Genomic DNA, 18,038 nt, shown 5'->3' on the forward strand with positions numbered 1-18,038 from the left:
ATAAAGGCGTGTCACGGGTCCATGAGTCGTTTGCGAGGGCTCCCGGCGTGACCCGTCAGGGCGCGTGGTTTGCGCTGGCCTTGCGGGCGGCGAACTCCCGGCGCAGGCGGGCCATGACGTGGTCGTAGCCGCCTGGTCTGTGCGGCAGGGCGCAGCCCGAGCAATCCTTCACGCCCGTGGGCGTCAAGCGCGGCGAGCCGCCGCAGTCTTCGAGAAAATAGAGCGGACAAAAGCAAAACAGGCAGTTGAACTCCTCGGGCCGTTCGCAGGCGTGGCAGGGGAAGTACTCGCACTCGGCGTTGTTGAAGAAGCGGTGGCTGTTTTTCATGCCGCCTCCGGGGCCGTGGGGGCGCTTGCCGCTTCCATTGCGGGCGGCTTGAAGAGTCTGAGCCTGAGCGCGTTGCTGACCACCGAGACCGAGGACAGGGCCATGGCCGTGCCCGCGATCATCGGGTTCAGGGTCGGGCCGCCGAAGACGTGGAGCACGCCCATGGCCACGGGGATGCCCAGCACGTTGTAGCCGAAGGCCCAGAACAGATTCTGGCGGATGTTGCGCATGACCGCTCGCGACAGGGCCAGGGCCGTGACCACGCCGTGCAGTTCGCCGCGCATGAGCACAATGTCGCCCGCCTCCACGGCCACGTCCAGGCCCGTGCCCATGGCGAGGCCCACGTCGGCCTGGGCCAGGGCCGGGGCGTCGTTCACGCCGTCGCCGATCATGGCCACGCTCAATCCCTCGGCCTGAAGGGTTTGCACTTCCTGGGCTTTTCGTTCGGGCAGCACCCTGGCCGTCACGCGCGAGATGCCCGCCTGCCGCGCCACGGCTTGGGCCGTGGCCGTGGCATCGCCCGTGAGCATGACCACGGAGAGCCCCATGCGCGAAAGTTCGCGCACCACTGCCGGAGCCTCGTCCTTGAGCACGTCGCTGACGCCGATGATCCCGGCCGCTTGGCCGTCCACGGCCACGTGGACCGGAGTGCCGCCCGTCGCGGCGATCTCATCTGCGGCCGCCTCGTCGAAGCCCGCGTCCTGATCCCCGGAAATGCGCTCTCGGACGAACTCGTCGTTGCCCACGGCCACCTCGCGGCCGTTCACGCGCGCCGTGACGCCGCGTCCGGGCAAGGAGAGGAAGTCTTCTGCCTGCGCCAGGGCAAGCCCTTTGTCGCGCGCGGCTCGCACCACGGCCGCCGCCAGGGGGTGCTCGCTGCCGACCTCGGCCGAGGCCGCAAGGGCCAAAAGCTCGTCATCGGATATGCCGCGCGCGGGCGAAAGGCGGGAGACCTCTGGCCTGCCGCGCGTCAGGGTTCCGGTCTTGTCGAAGACCACGGCGCGCACGCCCTCGGCCGCCTGCAATGCCTCGCCGCTCTTGATGAGCACCCCGGCCTGCGCGCCCCGGCCCATGCCGACCATGAGCGAGGTGGGCACGGCCAGCCCCATGGCGCAGGGGCAGGCGATGACCAGGACGGCGATGAAGATGCGCAGGGCGAAGGTGAACTCCGCGCCCGCGGCCAGCCAGGCCAGACCCGAGGCCAGCGCGAGGGCCATGACGATAGGCACGAAATAGTAGCTGACCCGGTCGGCAAGTCCGGCGATGGGGGCCTTGGAGCCCTGCGCGCGGCGCACCATTTCCACGATGCGCGCGAGGGTGGTGTCCGCGCCCACGCGCGCGGCCTCGATGGTCAGCGCGCCGCTTTGGTTCATGGTTCCGCCGGTCACGGCCGCTCCCGGCTCCTTGGCGACGGGCATGGACTCGCCCGTGAGCATGGATTCGTCCACGCTGGAGCGGCCCGAGACGACCACGCCGTCCACGGGCAGGCGCGTGCCGGGCCTTACGAGCAGCCGGTCGCCGGGCTCCACGTCCTCGATGGAGACCTCGCGCTCACCCTCGTCCGTGACCAGCACGGCCGTGTCCGGGGTCATCTCCATGAGCTTTTCGATGGCGCTCGACGTTTTGAGCTTGGCCCTGGCCTCCAGGTATTTGCCGAGAGAAATCAAGGCCAGGAGCACGCCAGTGGTCTCGAAGTAGAGGTCGTGCGCCCGGGCCACGGCGTCGATGCCAAGCGCGATCTCCACGAGTTGCCACAGGCTGTAGACCAGGGCCGCGCCAGTGCCCACGGCCACGAGCGAGTCCATGTTCGGCGCGCGCCGCAAAAGCGCGGGAAACCCCTGGAAATAGAAGCGCCGCCCGATCCAGACGATGGGCAGGGTGAGCAGGCACTGGGCCGAGGCGAAGGCCAGCGGCGCGGTCATGGGGTCGAGCGCGGCGGGCAGCGGCAGGCCGAACATGTGGCCCATGCTGATAATGAACAGCGGGACGACGAAGACGAAGGCCAGTCCCACCTCGCGGCGCATGGCGAGAAGCCGCGCCAGGGCCTCGCGCCGCTTGGCCTCCTGGGCGTCGCGGCCCGAGGTGCGGGTGTGGGCGGTGAAGCCCAGTCCCGCGATGGCCTCCTTGACGGCCCGGGGCGAAACCAGGGCCGGGTCGTGGACCACGCGGCCGGTATTGTTCGCGAGGTTGACCTGGACCTCGCGCACGCCCGGCGTCTTGGCGAGCACGCGCTCGATGCGCGCCTGGCAGGCCGCGCAGTGCATGCCGCCGATGTCGAGCAGCAGTTCGTTCTCGTCAGGGGGCTGTTCGAGGCTGAAGCCGAGGTCGGCCACGGCCTTGGCGATGGCCTGGGGCGACAGCGCGTCCGGGTCGTATTCCACGGCCATGGTTTCGGCGGCCAGGTTCACCGCCACCTCGCGCACGCCCGGCGTCTTGGCGAGGACGCGTTCGATGCGCGCCTGGCAGGCCGCGCAGTGCATCCCCTTGACCGGGGCTTCCAGCCGAATGGTCTTCTTTTCCGCTTGGCCTTCCATGGGGTATGGAGTATGCGCCGGGAACACGGCCGTGGCAAGGCCGAGTGACACGCTTTTTTCACTCATAGGGATCAACATGCGATACGATGACGACGATTTCGACCCGACGATCAAGTCCCGCTCCCAGGTCAAGCGCGAGATGCACGCCCTGCAAAAGCTCGGCGAGCGGCTGGTGAGCCTGTCGCCCGCGCGGCTCAAAAAGCTCGGCCTGTCCGATGATCTTTACGAGGCCGTGCTGCTCGCGGCGCGCATCACGGACAACGAAGGCCGCCGCCGCCAGATCCAGTACCTGGGCCGCCTGATGCGCGAGACGGACACGGCCGCCGTGGAAGCCCTGTTCACCGAGGTCGACGAGGCCAAGGCCCTGGACGCGGCGCGTTTCAAGCGCCTGGAGCGCTGGCGCGACGGTCTCATCGCGGGCGATGCGGCCATCCTCGACGAAATCCTGGCCGAGTTCCCGGACCTCGACGTGCAGCGCGCGCGTCAGCTCGCCAGAACTGCCGCGGGCGAGGCCAAAAAGGGCAAGCCGCCGCGCTCCTCGCGCGAGTTGTTCCGCATCCTGCGCAAACACCTGGAGCAATCGACCTGTCCGGCCGCTTTGGACGAGTCGGGCCAGTGCGACGACGCAGCCTCAGACGACACCGAAACCGCTTCCTGATCATCCGTCGGCACGTGCCCGGCAACCCCGTACCAGTTTGACGGATAGGGGTGCTGTGTGTATTTGTTTCGTGGCACGATTTTCTTTATAATATACTTTTTCGGGATGAATTCGGAGGTTCGCATGCGTTTTCACCGCCTCTTTCCGCTTCTCGTATTTGTCTCCGTTCTTCTGGTCGCGCCGTGCGCTTCGGCGCGTACCGTGGTGGACGCCATGGGCCGCACCGTGACCATCCCCGAAACCGTGGAGCGGGTCATCTGTTCGGGATCGGGCAGCCTGCGTCTGCTGACCTACCTCGGGGCGCAGGACTTGATCGTGGCCGTGGACAGCATCGAGAAGCGCGGCGCGCAGGTGGACGCGCGGCCTTACGCCATCGCCAATCCGCAGTTCAAGGACTATCCGCTTTTCGGGGAGTTCAGGGGATTTGACAATCCCGAACTGATCGTCGGCCTCGACCCCCAGCCCCAGGTCATCCTCAAGACCTACGCGACCTCGGGTCATGACCCCATCCAGTTGCAGGAAAAGACCGGTATTCCGGTTGTGGTCGTCAACTACGGCAACCTGACCCATGGCCGCGCCGACCTGAACGCCGCGCTCAGGATCATGGCCGAGGTGGTCGGCAAGGCCGGGCGCGCCGAAGAGGTCATCGCCTATTTCGACGCGGCCGAGGCCGATCTGCGGCGGCGCGCGGCCCTTGTGTCCGAGGCGGCGCGGCCGAGTTGCTACGTCGGCGGTCTGGCCATGCGCGGCGGCCACGGCTTTCGCTCCACCGAACCGGCGTACGCGCCGTTCGCGTTCCTTGGCGCGCGCAACGTGGCCGCCTCCCTGGCCACGGGAGCGGAATTGTCGCACGCGGACGTCTCCAAGGAGCAGATCATCGTCTGGGATCCGGAAATCGTCTTCCTCGACGTGGCCACAACGCGCTTGAGCGGCCAGGCGAGCGGGCTTGAGGAGTTGCGCACCGACCCGGCCTATGCCGGGCTTTCAGCCGCCAACAAGGGGCGGGTCTACGGCGTCTTGCCCTACAATTCCTACACGCAGAACTTCGACTCCATCCTGGCCAACGCCTACTTCATCGGCAAGACGCTCTACCCCGAAGCCTTCGCCGACGTAGAGCCCGTGGCCAAGGCCGACGAGATATACACGTTCCTCGTGGGCAAGCCGGTTTTCGACAGGCTGCAAAGCGACTTCGAGGGGATGGTTTTCGCGCCGATCAAAGTGCGGCCGTAGACGCGCAACGGTGGGACGAAACGCGTGAGCCATTTCGAGCACGGGGAGATTCCCCGCGAGTACAGCGCCTACATCGGCCGCAAGACGTTCTTCCTGACCGCGTGCCTGGTCACGACCCTCGCGCTGCTCGTGGCCGGGGTGTCGCTTGGCGCGGTCAGCATCCCCATGGCCGAGGTCGTGCGCATCCTGCTGGGCGTCGGCGAGCCGTCGCGCTTCGAGGCCATCATCTGGCACATCCGCCTGCCCCACGCCCTGGCCGCCGTGGCCGCCGGGGCAGGGCTCGCGGCGGCGGGCACGGCCATGCAGTCCATCTTGCGCAACCCCTTGGGCTCCCCCTTCACCCTGGGCATTTCGCAGGCCGGGGCCTTCGGCGCGGCCTTCGCGGTCATGGTCCTTGGCTCTGGCGTCATGCAGAGCACGAGCGTGGGCGCGGTGACCATCAGCGACCCCATGCTGACCACGGCCTGCGCCTTCGTCTTCTGCCTGGCGGCCTCCCTGGTCATCATCGCCGTGGCCCGGATGCGCGGGGCCACGCCCGAGGTCATGGTCCTGTGCGGCGTGGCCCTGGGCGCGCTGTTCACGGCCGGCTCCATGTTCCTGCAGTATTTCGCGGACGACGTGCAGCTCGCGGCCATGGTCTTTTGGACCTTCGGCGACGTTGGTCGCGCGGGCTGGCGCGAAGTCGGCATCCTGTTCGCCGTGGTCGTGCCCTCCATCATCTACTTCTCGCTCAACCGCTGGCGCTACAACGCCATCGACGCGGGCGACGAGACGGCCCGGGGGCTTGGCGTGCGTGTTTCCCGCGTGCGCCTCGCGGGCATGCTGGTGGCTTCGCTGCTCACGGCCACCATCGTCTCCTTCCTTGGAGTGATCGGCTTCGTGGGGCTCGTGTGTCCCCACATCGTGCGCCGCATCATCGGCGACGACCACCGCTTTCTCCTGCCCGCAAGCTGCCTTGTGGGCGCGGCGCTGCTTTTGGCTTCGGACATGGCCGCGCGCCTCGTCCTGGCCCCGCACGTGCTGCCCGTCTCCATCCTCACAGCCATGCTCGGCGCGCCAGCGTTCCTCTCCATGCTCATCACGGGGGTGCGGCGATGAGCCTTAGGGTGGACGGGCTGTCCTTCGCCTACAACGGGCAAAGCGTGATCGAGGCCATCGGTTTCGCCGTCAAGCCGGGCGAGCTTTTGGCCGTGCTCGGGCCAAACGGCGTGGGCAAGACCACGCTGTTGCGCTGCATCTGCGCCATGCTCAAGCCCAAGGGCGGGGCCGTGTTCGTGGAAGGCGGCGACGTGATGCGCATGCGCCGGGAGGAGATCGCCAAGCATCTTGGCTACGTGGCGCAGCGCGGCGAAACGGGCCGCATGACCGCCTACGACGCCGTGCTGCTCGGCCGCATGCCGCACATGGGCCTTCGGCCCTCGCGGCGCGATCTGTGCCTGGTGGACGCGGCCCTGCGCCAAGTGGGCCTCTCCCACCTTGCGCTGCGCCCCATCGACAGCATGAGCGGCGGGGAGTTCCAGCGCGTGTGCATCGCCCGCGCCTTGGTGCAGGAGCCGCGCGTGCTCCTGCTCGACGAACCGACAAGCTCCCTTGATCTGCGCAATCAGATCGGTATTCTCGACACCTTGCGCGGCATCATCAGGGGCCACGGCGTGGCCGCCGTGATGACCATGCACGATCTGAACACGGCGCTACGCTATGCGGACGCCTTCCTCTTCGTCCGCGAGGGGCGCGTCCACGCCCTGTGCGGCCGCGACGACGTCTGCGCGCGGGTCGTCGAGGACGTTTACGGCGTACCCGTCGATATCATCCATCACCAGGGGCTGCCAGTCGTCCTGCCCCGGAATCGAACCCCCACGGAGGAACCATGGCCTGCACCCTGAATCCTGAAACCATCGCCAAGGTCGTGGCCTTTCACGGCCATTCCTGCCCCGGCCTGACCATCGGGCTTCGCGCCGCCGAGATGGCCCTGCGCGAGCTCGGCGAGCCGAGCGGCGACTGGGTCTGCATCACGGAGACCGACATGTGCGGCGTGGACGCCATCCAGGCCCTGACCGGCTGCACCTTCGGCAAGGGCAATCTGGTGCACAGGGATTACGGCAAGATGGCCTTCACTTTCTTCGACCGCGCGGCGGGCAAGGGTTTTCGGCTTTTGCTCCGGCCAGAGGCGCGCGGCGGCACGGACAAGGAGATGGGGCGACTCATGGGCCGCATCCAGGACGGCCTGGCCACGCCCGAGGAGAAGGCGCGCGCGGCCGAGCTGCGCGAGGGGTTGCAGCGTCGCCTGATGTCCCTCGATCTGGGCGAGATGTTCAGCCTGAGCGTGGTGGACGCGCCCCCGGTCAGGCCCGCGCGCATCCTGCAAAGCCTGGTCTGCGAGGAGTGCGGCGAGCGGGCCATGGAGTCGCGCACGCGCCGCTTCGCGGGCAAGACGCTTTGCCTGCCGTGTTTCACCGAGGTCGAGCAAAAGGTCTGAAGGCGAAAGGGCAAAGGACGGCGAGCCCTCGCGGCCTGGAGATGGCGGCGCGGGAATCCTGGCCGGGCCGATCAGACGGCGACGTTGAGGAGCGAGCCCCTGGGCAGGTCCAAGGCGGAGTTCGAGGCGGCCACGGCCTGGCCGAAGAGGCCGTTAAGACCAGCCGTGGAGGCTTTCTGGAGGTCGTTTGACGCGCCAGGATCGTGCGTGAGTTGCTCCTCCAGGCGATCGAGCATCTCGGTCAGCCCTTCGCGCAGCCCCTTGGCCAGCCCCTTGTCCTTGATGGAGTCGAGCAGCAGCGATTCTGCCGAGGCCGCAGCCTCCGGCCCGAAGCGCTCGGCAATGCCCGCCACGGCCATGGAAATGGTGCGGCCCGCGTCCGAGGGCAGGACGGTGTTCGTGTAGAGCTTTTCGTTCAGGCCGTTGTCGAAATAATCGTTCACCTGGACGTTCAGGTCCGCGTTCAGCTTGTGCGCCAGGGCATCCCCGGCCGCGATGCCGTGGTTTTTGTCCATGAAGCGGACGGCCGCGAGCATGCCCTTGCCGAGCGCCGTCTCGTCGACGGTCCCGCCTCCGGCGTATCCGGCCATGATGCCCATGAAGGCCCGGCCGGTCTGCTCCCCGTAGCTCTCGGCCAGCCAGCGCGAGGCATCGACCAGGGCCCGGGAAAGCTCCTGGCCGTTCAGCCCGCCGTTTTCGCCGATGACGGCCGTTTCGGCCAGACGCGAGACGATCATCTCCGCATCTTCAAGGGTCCGCGTCTGGGCGGCCTGGCGGTCGAGACGCGCGGCCGCGACCTGGGGCATGATGCCCCCGCCTTGCGTGCCCGAGGCGGACGTGGCGCCGAAGATGGACCCCTGGCCGTAGCTCAGGGCGAGCGGAGAGACGTTCATATTCGCCCTATCGGATGCGCTCGGAAAAACTTGAGGTCCGGCGCGGGGAAAAAACCTGGTTGAACGGGGCGGGCGTGTTCTCCGGTCAGGAAGAGGCGGTCTCAAGGAGCTTCGCGGTCGTAGGAAAACACGAATTGAACGCGCCGGATACCGACTGGAGAGGAAGTTGCGGCCGTCTCCGGGGCCGCTCATCGCTTTGGAGCGGAGTTCGGCAACGGCCCGCTATGCCCGCTGGCTGCCGGAGACGCGGCCGAGCGCTTCCTTGGCGCGGCGCACGAAGGCCCTGACCTTGGCCTCGTCCTTGTCGCCACGCTCGTTTTCGAGGCCGGTGTGGGCGTCCACGCCAAAGGGCCGGACCGCGCGCACGGCCGCCGCCACGTTGTCTGGGGTGAGCCCGCCCGCGAGCAGCAGCGGCACGGGCAGGGCGTGCGCCAGCGCCGCGCTCACGGACCAGTCGTGCGTCTTGCCCGTGGCCCCGCGCGCGCCGCTTTCGGGATCGAAGGTGTCGGTGATGCAGGCGTCCACGAACGGGGCCAGGGCGAGACCGCGCGCGACGAGCGCGTCATGATCCTCACCATGCACCACCAAGGCGGCGATGAGTCCCAGCTCTGGGGCCGCGTTTCGAAGCTCCGCCACCACGCCCGGCGCGACGTCGGCGTGCAGTTGCACCCAGCGCGCGCCGAGAAGACGCGCCAGATCGGCCACGGCTGCGGGGTCGGTCTCGTAGGTGATGAGGCAGGCGCGCGTGGGCGGCACGCAGGCGTGGATGAGGCGCGCGGTCTCGTCCTCGCTCAAGTCCGGCGTGTGCACGGGCAGGCGCAGGGGAAAGCCGAGCAGATCGACCCCGGCCGCGAGCAGCATGCGCGCCTCTGCGCGGGAGCGCACGCCCGCGACCTGCACCGTGCGCGGGGCGAGAAGGGGTCGGAGGGCGTCAGACGGCAGGGTAGTAATCCAGGCCCAAAAGGACCTGCTCCTTGTTCGAGAGATCGCCGATGACGCGGCGAAGCGGCAGGGGCAATTCCTTGATAAGCATGGGCGTGGCCAGGATCTTTTCATCCTGGGCGAGTTGCGGGCGTTCCAGGATGTCGATGATGAACAATTCGTACTGACCGCCAAGTTCCTCTTCGCAAATGCGGCGCAGGTTGGCTGCGGCCCGCACCGAGGCCGAGGTGTGCCCGGTGACGTACAGCTTGAGGACGTATTTGCTCATTGCTTCCCCCCGTTTACCGTCCATGCCTTGTTCACTCTTTTCAGTCAAGATGGCGTCGGGGGCGGGGGCGACAGCGGGCGAGCTGGCGGAAGTTTGAGGCGACCACGGCGAGATAGACGACATTGAGCAGGATGAGCGTCACCCGAGCCACGGGGTCGTTCAGCGCGACCAAGATGCCCGCCGCGATCACGGCGATGGCCACCTTTGGCCACCACCAGCGCGAGCCCATGCGCATGAGCAGGCGCACGCCGGGGTTGAGTTCGCGGCCGCCGCAGGCAAGAATGCGGTTGGTCGTCCAGATGTCGGGGATTTGCAGCGCGACGAGCGCCAGGGCGAGGGAGACGTCGAGCATGGGGGGCGGGTCGTGGCGCGCGCGAGGCGCGCCACGAAGCTTTGCTGACTACTTGAACAGGGAGCCCATGTAGTCGTCGAGCTCGTCGCCCAGTCCGTTCACGAATTCCTCGACCTTGTTGACCTGCGCGGCCTGGACCTTATTGGCCACCAAGGCGGCCTTGGCGTAGACTTCTTCAAAGGCCGAGGGCGAGAGGCCCGACATGGCGAGCGCCTCTTCCTTGGAGATATGGCCGGTATGGGCGAAGACCGCCGCGAAGAGCCCCATCGATTTCTGAACGTTGTCCTTGGACATGTCTGCCTCCTCGTCTGCAGGGCGAAAGGGGGAAAATCAAGTTTCCATGATTGCTTTTCTAAGCCCTTTCGCCCGTCGGCGCAACCCGCAGGCGCGATTTCAGGCGCTGGCCACGCCGCAGGCGCAGGAATCGACGCGCTCGATGGTCTCGATGACGTACAGCCCTTCCTCGCCGGTGATGGGCATGGGCGCGCCGTCGCGCACGGCCGCGAGAAAGCGGGTCAGCTCCTCGCGCACGGGTTCGCGGAAGACCACGGGCCATTCGCGCACCGAGTAGCTGGCCTGGTAGCTCTCGAATTTGCTGTATTCCTTGACCTGCTGGGTGATGAGGTTGGACTCGATGTAGCGCGACTGCGTGGCCACGCGGATCTGGCGCGACTTGTAGGGCGTGACCCAGTTGCAGTTGATCTGCACGAGCACGCCGGACTCCATCTCGCCCGAGAGGATGACCGTATCCTCGTGGCTGCCGATGTTCTTCGAGGTGAAGGCCGAGATGCGCTTGTAACGCGAGCCGGTCAGGAAGCAGGCCAGGTCGATGTCGTGCGAGGCAAGGTCGCGCACCACGCCCACGTCCTGGATGCGCGGCGGGTAGGGCCCCACGCGTTCGAAGATGATGGAGATGACGTGGTTCTCTTCTTCGAGCAGGCTTTTTACCCGTTCCACGGCAGGGTTGAAGCGCTCGATGTGGCCGACCATGAGTGGCACGCTGCGCGCCTTGGCGGCCTCCACGATCTCTCGACCCTCGGCCGCGGAGGCCGCCAGGGGCTTTTCCACGAGCAAGGGGATGCCGCGCTCGATCACGGCCATGGCGGTGACGTGGTGATGCACGGTGGGCACGCACACGGACACGGCATCCGGCTTTTGGTCGAGCAGGGCGTCAAGTTTCGTGAACAGGGGCACATCATATGTCATGCCGACCTCTTCCAGCACGGAAGAGTCGAGGTCCATGACGCCCACGACGTTGACCTTGGACATCTGGGAATAGTTGCGCAGATGGACCTTGCCCATCCAGCCAAGGCCGATGACCGCGACGTTCATTTCTTTCATGGGGTCCTTCGTCGTTTTGGGGGAGCCGGATTCGGTTTTGGGGAGTGCCGTGCCGTGCGGCGGTCAAGGGCTCGGACGGCGGGGGCTCTTTGGCCTTGGCCACGGCCCGGCCGTCAGGCAGGCTCCCGCAGGCGTCCCGCTTGTGTTTAGGGACGCAGGATAGTACGAGGGGCGGTCGATTTCAACATCCATTTCGAGGCGGGGCGCATGCCGGAAAACGGCGAAAACAGCATCTGGATCAACGCGGGCGAGGCCTCGGGCGACATGCACGGCGCGGCGCTCATCCGGGCTCTTTCGGCCCGCGATCCGAAACTCCGCTTTATCGGCATGGGCGGTCCGGCCATGGCCGAGGCGGGCATGGAGCTTCTCTACGAGAGCCGCATGCTCTCCACGCTCGGGCTGACCGAGGTTTTCCACGCCCTGCCGCGCATCGTGCGCATGCTCGCGGGCACCTGGCGGGAACTCAAGCGCAGGCGGCCAAAGGCCCTGATTCTGCTCGACACGCCGGACTACAATTTCTTTTTGGCCCGCATGGCCCGCCGCCTGTCCATCCCCTGCTATTTCTACATCAGCCCGCAGGTCTGGGCCTGGCGCACGGGGCGGGTCCGCTTCCTGGCCAGGCACGCCCGCGAGATACTGTGCATCCTGCCCTTCGAGCAGGCCTTCTACGAATCGCACGGCGTGCGCGCGGCCTTCATCGGCCATCCGCTCATGGATGAGATTCCCTTCGCCGAAATCGACGCCATGACGCCCGAGGCGGATTTGGTGGGCATTCTGCCCGGCAGCAGGCGAAAGGAGCTGCACGCGCTCCTGACCGAGTTCGGCGCGGCCGCGCGCGAGCTTTCGCGCGCCCGCCCCGGCCTTCGCTTCGAGGTCATCCGCGCGCCCTCGGTGGAGCGCGAGGCGTTGCTCGCGGGCTGGCCTTCGGACGTGCCCATGACCATCGTGGAGCCAAGCGACCGTTACCGGGCCATGCGCCGGGCCTCGCTGCTCGTCGCGGCCTCGGGCACCGTGACGCTCGAATCGGCGCTCATCGGGACGCCGACCGTGGTGTGCTACCGGCTCTCGAACCTGACCTTCGCCCTGGCGCGCAGGATCATCGACGTGAAGTACGTCAGCCTGCCGAACCTCATCCTCGACGAGGCGGTCTTTCCCGAGCTTCTGCAGGACGACGCGCGCGCCCCCGGCATCACGGCCAAGGCCTTGGAATGGCTGGACGAGCCCGCCAGGCTCGATCGGGTCCGCGCGCGGCTGGCGGATCTTCGCTCGCGCATGGGCGAACCCGGCGCGCCGGGCCGCGCGGCCGCGATCATCCTGGATGATCTGGCCGCGCTTGGCGGCAAAACCGTCTGAATATCGTCCTTCTTCAGCCTTCCCCGCCCAGCCCCATGCCCGGCCGCATCTCGCGGCCGGAAAGGTCGGTCTCGTACCCGCCCAGGTCGCGCACATGCGCCTGAAAGGCCGGGTCGCGCACGATGGCGAGCAGCGCCGCGATGCGCGGATCGTCCAGGGCCGCGCGCGGGATGAGCAGGTCGTAGCGCTCGCGCGCCAGGGGCACGAAGCCCAGATCCAGCGCCTTGGCCGCCGCGTAAACGCCCAGTCCGCAGTCCGCCGTGCCCGTGCGCACGTTCACGGCCACGGCCATGTGCGTGAACTCCTCCTTGTCGTAGCCGCGCACCTGGTCGGGCCTGATCTTGGCCAGCTTCAAGTGGTGGTCGAGGAGGATGCGCGTGCCCGCGCCGCGCTGGCGGTTGGCGAAGACCACGTCCGGCCGCGCGAGGTCGGCCACGCCCGCGATGTTCTTGGGATTGCCCTTTGGCACGATCAATCCCTGATGGCGCACGGCCAGGGCGATCACGGCCACGTCCAGGTCCGGCGCGTGGCGCGCGAGGAAGGGAAAGTTGAAGTCGTTTGTCTCGGGGTCGAAGAGGTGCGCCCCGGCGCACAGCGCCTGCCTGGACGAGAGGGCCGCGATGCCGCCCATGCTGCCCACGTGGGACGAGGCCAGCCGCACCGGCTCGGGCTGGCCCATCAGCGCGTCGGCCAAAAGGTCGAGCGTGTTGTCGTGGCTGCCCACCACCACCAGCGTGGCGTCGAGCTCCTCCTGGGACACGTAGAGTTCGGCCTGAACGGTCTCGCCCGCCTCCACTCCCTCGCACGCGGCCGGGAGCGCGGCCACGGCCTGGGCGTTGGTCAGCGAGGTGATGAGTCCGGCCCCGCGCGCCAGGGGCAGGCCCACGTAGTCCTCGCCCACGCGGCCCACGGCCAGGCGCACGAACTCCTCCATGCCGGGCCGTGAGGGCACGCGGCGGGCCAGGCGCACGGGCAGCCGCGCGCGGCGCGGCGCGGCCCGGCCTTCGAGCCAGCAGCACAGGGGCAGGACGAGTTTTTCGAAGGCCACGGCCGCAGACACCGGGTAGCCCGGCGCGCCCGCGAGAAGCGAGCCGTTTTCGGCCACGCCGAGCAGGGCGGGCTTGCCCGGCATGGCGGCCACGCCATGCACCACCACCCGGCCCAGGCGTTCCATCACGCCGCGCGTGTAGTCCTTGGTTCCGGCGGACGAGCCCGCGCCGAGCACGACCACGTTGAATCCGGCCGCAAGCGCCTTTCTCGCCGCCGCTTCGAGCGCGGCCGGATCGTCGGGCACGGGCGCGAAGCGCTCGGCCCTGATGCCCGCGTTTTTGGCCATGTTCACGAGCATCACCGAATTGCTCTCCACGACCTGGCCCGGGCCGGGCACGGGACGCTCGGTGTAGTCCAGCACCTCGTCGCCCGTGGGGATCACGGCCATGCGCGCCGTGCCCGTGACCTCGACCTCGAAGACGCCCGCCGAGAGCAGGGCGGCCAGATCGAAGGCCGTGAGGGTGCGGCCGCGCGGCAGCACCAGTTCCGTGGCCACGATGTCCTCGCCGATGCGGCGCACGTGCTGCCAGGGAAAGGCCGGGGCCTCGATGAGCGCCGCGCCGTCGGCGTCGAAGGTCACGTGCTCGGCCATGATCACCGCGTCGCGCCCTTCGGGCAGCGGATTGCCGGTGTTCACGGAGGTGAAGCCGCTACCCGGCGAAAGGCGCACGGGCGAGCCCTCGCGCGCGGCGAAGGTGGTCTCGGCCGCCACGGCGATGCCGTCCATGGCCGCGGCGTGAAAGGTGGGCGAGGAGTAGCGGGCGATGACCGGCCCGGCCAGGACGCGGGAGAGCGCCTGGTCCGTGGGAATCGTCTCGGGCGCGATGAGCGCGTCGCGGTCGAGTTCCTTCTTGAGCGCCGTCAGGGCATCGGGAATGGGCACGGTGTCGAGATACAGGGTGCGGTTCATGCTCACGGCCTTTTTTTACGGGTACATGCCGGAAATGGATATGTCACGGCTGACCGAACATAGCAGCTTTTGCGCCGGGGCAAAAGCCAGCTTGCTTGCTTTCATTCTGACACCTGGCGTTTCCGCCTGCCTTGTCGTGGCGGCGCAGCGTGGATGCAATCGGGCCTCGAAACGGTATTGTCGCTTGTCACCGCGCCTGGGCATCTGCTAAACCATGCATCATGGCGATCATCCTCGCAGCCGACATCGGTGGCACCAACAGCCGCTTCCAGGCCTTCGAGGCGGCAGACGCAACGCTTCGTCCCCTGGAAGAGGTCTGGCTGCCCACACCCTCGGCCCCGTCCTTCGTTGGGCTGCTGCAAGCGCTCACGGCCTCGGGCTTTCCGCATTCGCCCGGTTCGTGCGCGGCCACGGTGCTGGCCGTGCCCGGACCCGTGGAGCGCGGCCGCTACGCGAGCATGGCCAACATCCCCTGGGACATCGACCTCGACGACCCGGACAACCACCTCCAGGGGCTTTTCGTGCGCTTGGTCAACGATTTCGCGGCCCAGGGCTACGCCAGCCGCACGGCCGTCATGGACCACGCTCTGGAGATCAAGCCCGGCACGCCCGATCCCGGCGCGCCCCTGGCGGTCATCGGCGCGGGCACCGGCCTTGGCCACTGCGCCACGCTGCCCGACGGCAAGGGCGGCTATCTGGCCGTGCCCGCCGAGGCCGGGCACACGGCCTTCGCCTTCATCGGCGAGGAGGAAGAGGCGTTTCACGCCTTCCTCCGCACGGAACTCGGCCTGCCCTACGCCTTCGGCGACGTGGTCGTCTCCGGCCCCGGCCTCGCGCTGTTGCACCGCTATCTGACCGGCGAGGACCTCTCGCCCGGCGAAGCAGCGGCCCGCGCCGCGCCCGGTTCGCCCACGGCCAGACTCTTCGCCCGTTTTTATGGTCGCGCCGCGCGCCACTACACGCTGTGCGTGGTGGCCTTCGCCGGGCTCGTGATCGCGGGCGGGGTGGCGGCCAAGAACCCGCATCTCGTGGACAACGACGACTTCAGGGACGAATTCGTGCTCTCGCCCAGATACCACGCCCAGCTTGCGGCCGTGCCCATCCGCCTCAACCGCGACGAGCGAAGCGGCCTCTTCGGCGCGGCCTTCTTCGGGGCGCAGTCCCTCGGGCTTCTTTCGGGCGGTCGCTCGTGAGCCGGTCGCGCGCCGCCCGGCTCGGCGTCATGGCGTTGGTCGTCCTGGGCGTGGCCGCCTTTTTCGGCCTGGGGCTGCACGAGCACCTGACGCTGGACGCCCTCAAGGAGAACCGTGAGCAGCTTTCCCGTTTCGTGGCCGAGAACACGGCCGCCGCCTATGCGGGCTATTTCGCGGGCTACGTTCTGGTCACGGCCCTGAGCCTGCCCGGCGCGACGATCATGACGCTCGCGGGCGGCGCGGTCTTCGGCTTCACGCCCGCGCTCCTGCTCATCTCCTTCGCCAGCACCATCGGGGCCACCCTGGCCTGCGGCCTGGCCCGGTTCCTGTTGCGCGACTGGGTGCAGGGCCGCTTCGGCGAGCGTCTGGCCCGCATCAACCAAGGCGTGGCCCGCGAGGGGGCCTTCTATCTCTTCACGCTCAGGCTCATCCCGGCCGTGCCGTTCTTCGTCCTGAACCTGGCCATGGGCCTTACGCCCATGCGCCTGTTCACCTTCTATTGGGTCTCGCAACTCGGCATGCTGCCGGGCACCATCGTCTACGTCAACGCAGGGGCGCAGCTCGGCCGCATCGAGAGCCTGGGCGACGTGCTCTCGCCCGCTCTGATCGGCTCGTTCGTCCTGCTCGGCATATTTCCGCTGCTGGTCAAGAAGATCATGGAGCGGGTGCGGCGGGCGCGCGCCTGCCGCGCCGCAGCAGGCCGCTGAAAAAGCACCATCTGCTTCGTTGCTGCAAAGAATCCAGACCCTCGCGTATTGCCAATACGCGAGGGTCTGGATTCTTCTTGCGCCTTGCATCTGTCGCTTTTTGAGCGGCCTGCGAGATGGGGAGGCAGCCTGCCGCGGTAGTCCGGCCGAAGCAAAAAGGCTTCAAATCCGTCGCGGGATGAGGTAGCCGGGGACGTGCACTACTTTCCCGACGCCGATCTCGCCTCGCGCGCGGTGCAGCGCGATTTCACCGTGACCTGGCTGAACGCCCGGGCGCTTCGCGCCGAGGCCGACAGACTGGGCGCGGACGTGCCCGAACGCACCGTGAAGGCGCTTGAGACCATCCTCACCAATTTCGTCCACGACGCGCAAAGAAATGCGCACCACCTCTACCGCGAGGCCGCGCGCGGGCTCGCCATGCTGCTTCGGCCCGGCATGCCGCCATCCCTGGCGAGCCGGGCCCTGGCCGTGCTCGACGCCATGTTGCGTGAGGGTACGCGCAAGGCCCGCCTGGCAGTCTCCGACGTCATGGGCGGGCTCGTCTCGGTTGCGCCGGGACCGCGCCTTTCGCCCTGCGATCCCGGCCGTGCCAAGGCCGTGGAGCTTGACGAGGTGCTCGCCCAGGTCGGCGCGCAGGGCGTGAAGCCCCGCCGCGCGGGGCGAAGCCTGCTCTTCGACCTTCCGGGCAAGCGTCTGCTTGTGGTCAAGCGGGCCAGGAGCGGCGAGGACGGATTGGGTCTGGGCCGCGAGGCCGCCTGGATGGATCTTCTTTCCCGCGAATCCTTCCCCGTGCGCTTCGAGGCGCCCGTTCCCCTGCCTGTGCACGGCTGTCCGCTGGTCGCGTTGCGCGGGCTTCGCGAGCCGGGGCTTCATCCACGCGGGCTGGCCCTTTGTTTCGTGGCCCCGGCCGACTACTTCGTCTATCCCAACGAGTTGTTGTGCGGCGGCAGGCCGGGGGCTGAGGAGTTTTGCGAGATGTGGCTGCGCGCGGCCGAGTTGTTCGGCCTGCTCGCGGGGCGCGGCATCGTGCACGAGGATCCCATCCCGCTTTTTCACAACCGCACGGCCCAGACGCGGCGAGGCGATCAGGGCGTGTACGACTGGCGGCGCATGGGCCGCCTGGACCAATGGCTGGCTTCGTGCCGCCATCCGAATTTCGGGGCCACGGGGCTGCGCGACTTCGAGCACCTGGCGCGCTGGCCCGGCCAGGGGCAGGCGCTGCACCGGGCGCTTGGCAACGCCCTGATGGCGCTGCTGCTCGTGGCTGGAAGCTGGTTTCGGGCCGCTAAGCCCGCCTGCCGGGGGATAGCGCCGGACGGCTCGCCCGCCGACGCCCGCCATTGCTTCGACGAGGAGTTGCTGACCCGCCTCGTGGGGCAAGGGTTCGCGCGCATGCACCTCGGCTTCGCCGGGGAGCCGTTCACGGGCGCGCTGCCTTTCGACGCGGCCCATCTGGCCCGGCGCATGGTCGAGGAGATGGGCGTGGACCGCTACATGGAAGAGTTGTTCCGGGTCGAGGACCAAGGCAGGCTCGGCCGCGTTGCCTTCGAGGAATTCCTTGTGGCGCGCGGGATGCCGCCCGAAGAGGCGGCGAAAGCGGAGCAAGGCAGGGAGGACATCGCCCTTGCCACGGGGCCGCATCTGGGTCGCTTCAACGCCCAGACCTCACTGCCGGAATTGAACGAATTCGTGGCCTGCGCCGCCGCCCGGATCATCGCGGGCCGTTATCTGGCGCACAATTTTCCGGACGCCCTCGTGCGCCTGGATGCAAACTAGAACGATCGGGAACGAGATGCCGCCCGT

Annotated in this window: 18 protein-coding genes; 9 read left to right on the forward strand and 9 right to left on the reverse strand. The window is 68.1% G+C overall.

The window, feature by feature from the left end:
- Positions 1-55: 55 nt before the first annotated feature.
- Positions 56-328: a cysteine-rich small domain-containing protein gene (locus DSAT_RS12380; protein ID WP_020887868.1), complete on the reverse strand. Its 273-nt coding sequence runs from the start codon at positions 326-328 to the stop codon at positions 56-58.
- Positions 325-2,928 (reverse strand): heavy metal translocating P-type ATPase, encoded by a 2,604-nt coding sequence (locus DSAT_RS12385; protein ID WP_020887869.1) that lies wholly within the window; start codon positions 2,926-2,928, stop codon positions 325-327. Before DSAT_RS12385 ends, DSAT_RS12380 begins: the two co-directional genes overlap by 4 nt.
- Positions 2,929-2,938: 10 nt before the next feature.
- Here DSAT_RS12385 and yjgA point away from each other — a divergent pair, with 10 nt between their 5' ends.
- From yjgA to DSAT_RS12410, 5 genes are all read left to right on the forward strand, one after another.
- Positions 2,939-3,520, forward strand: coding sequence for a ribosome biogenesis factor YjgA (gene yjgA / locus DSAT_RS12390; RefSeq protein WP_020887870.1), 582 nt, complete (start codon positions 2,939-2,941; stop codon positions 3,518-3,520).
- Positions 3,521-3,643: 123 nt separating this feature from the next.
- Complete coding sequence (locus tag DSAT_RS12395; RefSeq protein WP_020887871.1) at positions 3,644-4,750, forward strand: iron ABC transporter substrate-binding protein; 1,107 nt, start codon at positions 3,644-3,646, stop codon at positions 4,748-4,750.
- 24 nt (positions 4,751-4,774) lie between these two features.
- Entirely contained in the window at positions 4,775-5,848 is a 1,074-nt protein-coding gene (locus DSAT_RS12400; RefSeq protein ID WP_020887872.1) for a FecCD family ABC transporter permease, read from the forward strand.
- A complete protein-coding gene (locus DSAT_RS12405; RefSeq protein WP_020887873.1) occupies positions 5,845-6,633 on the forward strand; it encodes an ABC transporter ATP-binding protein in 789 nt (262 codons plus the stop codon). The genes DSAT_RS12400 and DSAT_RS12405 overlap by 4 nt, the downstream gene beginning before the upstream one ends.
- Positions 6,618-7,226, forward strand: coding sequence for an FmdE family protein (locus DSAT_RS12410; protein WP_020887874.1), 609 nt, complete (start codon positions 6,618-6,620; stop codon positions 7,224-7,226). Before DSAT_RS12405 ends, DSAT_RS12410 begins: the two co-directional genes overlap by 16 nt.
- A 71-nt stretch (positions 7,227-7,297) precedes the next feature.
- Here the strand turns inward: DSAT_RS12410 and DSAT_RS14970 are convergent, their stop codons facing one another.
- From DSAT_RS14970 to DSAT_RS12440, 6 genes are all read right to left on the reverse strand, one after another.
- Positions 7,298-8,119, reverse strand: a complete 822-nt coding sequence (locus tag DSAT_RS14970) for a hypothetical protein (RefSeq protein WP_020887875.1) — start codon at positions 8,117-8,119, stop codon at positions 7,298-7,300.
- Positions 8,120-8,341: 222 nt separating this feature from the next.
- A complete protein-coding gene (locus tag DSAT_RS12420) occupies positions 8,342-9,004 on the reverse strand; it encodes a phosphoribosylanthranilate isomerase (RefSeq protein ID WP_167324226.1) in 663 nt (220 codons plus the stop codon).
- A gap of 46 nt (positions 9,005-9,050) precedes the next feature.
- Positions 9,051-9,329 (reverse strand): circadian clock protein KaiB, encoded by a 279-nt coding sequence (gene kaiB / locus DSAT_RS12425; protein ID WP_040371238.1) that lies wholly within the window; start codon positions 9,327-9,329, stop codon positions 9,051-9,053.
- Between the two features lie 40 nt (positions 9,330-9,369).
- Positions 9,370-9,681 (reverse strand): DUF5658 family protein, encoded by a 312-nt coding sequence (locus tag DSAT_RS12430; protein WP_020887878.1) that lies wholly within the window; start codon positions 9,679-9,681, stop codon positions 9,370-9,372.
- A gap of 48 nt (positions 9,682-9,729) precedes the next feature.
- On the reverse strand, positions 9,730-9,975 hold the full coding sequence (locus tag DSAT_RS12435) for a hypothetical protein (RefSeq protein WP_020887879.1): 246 nt from the start codon (positions 9,973-9,975) through the stop codon (positions 9,730-9,732).
- Positions 9,976-10,074: 99 nt separating this feature from the next.
- Positions 10,075-11,022 carry a Gfo/Idh/MocA family protein gene (locus DSAT_RS12440; protein WP_020887880.1) on the reverse strand — a complete coding sequence of 316 codons (948 nt, stop codon included), beginning with the start codon at positions 11,020-11,022 and terminating at the stop codon, positions 10,075-10,077.
- 207 nt (positions 11,023-11,229) lie between these two features.
- Between DSAT_RS12440 and lpxB the strand changes: the two genes are divergently transcribed.
- Positions 11,230-12,375, forward strand: coding sequence for a lipid-A-disaccharide synthase (gene lpxB, locus DSAT_RS12445; RefSeq protein WP_020887881.1), 1,146 nt, complete (start codon positions 11,230-11,232; stop codon positions 12,373-12,375).
- A gap of 13 nt (positions 12,376-12,388) precedes the next feature.
- Here the strand turns inward: lpxB and DSAT_RS12450 are convergent, their stop codons facing one another.
- Complete coding sequence (locus DSAT_RS12450) at positions 12,389-14,335, reverse strand: molybdopterin biosynthesis protein (RefSeq protein ID WP_020887882.1); 1,947 nt, start codon at positions 14,333-14,335, stop codon at positions 12,389-12,391.
- 221 nt (positions 14,336-14,556) lie between these two features.
- Here DSAT_RS12450 and DSAT_RS12455 point away from each other — a divergent pair, with 221 nt between their 5' ends.
- The 3 genes from DSAT_RS12455 to DSAT_RS12465 all read left to right on the forward strand — a co-directional run bounded on the left by DSAT_RS12455 (position 14,557) and on the right by DSAT_RS12465 (position 18,011).
- A complete protein-coding gene (locus tag DSAT_RS12455) occupies positions 14,557-15,528 on the forward strand; it encodes a glucokinase (RefSeq protein ID WP_020887883.1) in 972 nt (323 codons plus the stop codon).
- Complete coding sequence (locus DSAT_RS12460) at positions 15,525-16,235, forward strand: TVP38/TMEM64 family protein (protein ID WP_020887884.1); 711 nt, start codon at positions 15,525-15,527, stop codon at positions 16,233-16,235. Before DSAT_RS12455 ends, DSAT_RS12460 begins: the two co-directional genes overlap by 4 nt.
- Positions 16,236-16,430: 195 nt before the next feature.
- Complete coding sequence (locus DSAT_RS12465) at positions 16,431-18,011, forward strand: SidJ-related pseudokinase (protein ID WP_020887885.1); 1,581 nt, start codon at positions 16,431-16,433, stop codon at positions 18,009-18,011.
- Positions 18,012-18,038: the final 27 nt, after the last annotated feature.

It is taken from the genome of Alkalidesulfovibrio alkalitolerans DSM 16529, assembly GCF_000422245.1.
GTDB lineage: Bacteria > Desulfobacterota > Desulfovibrionia > Desulfovibrionales > Desulfovibrionaceae > Alkalidesulfovibrio > Alkalidesulfovibrio alkalitolerans.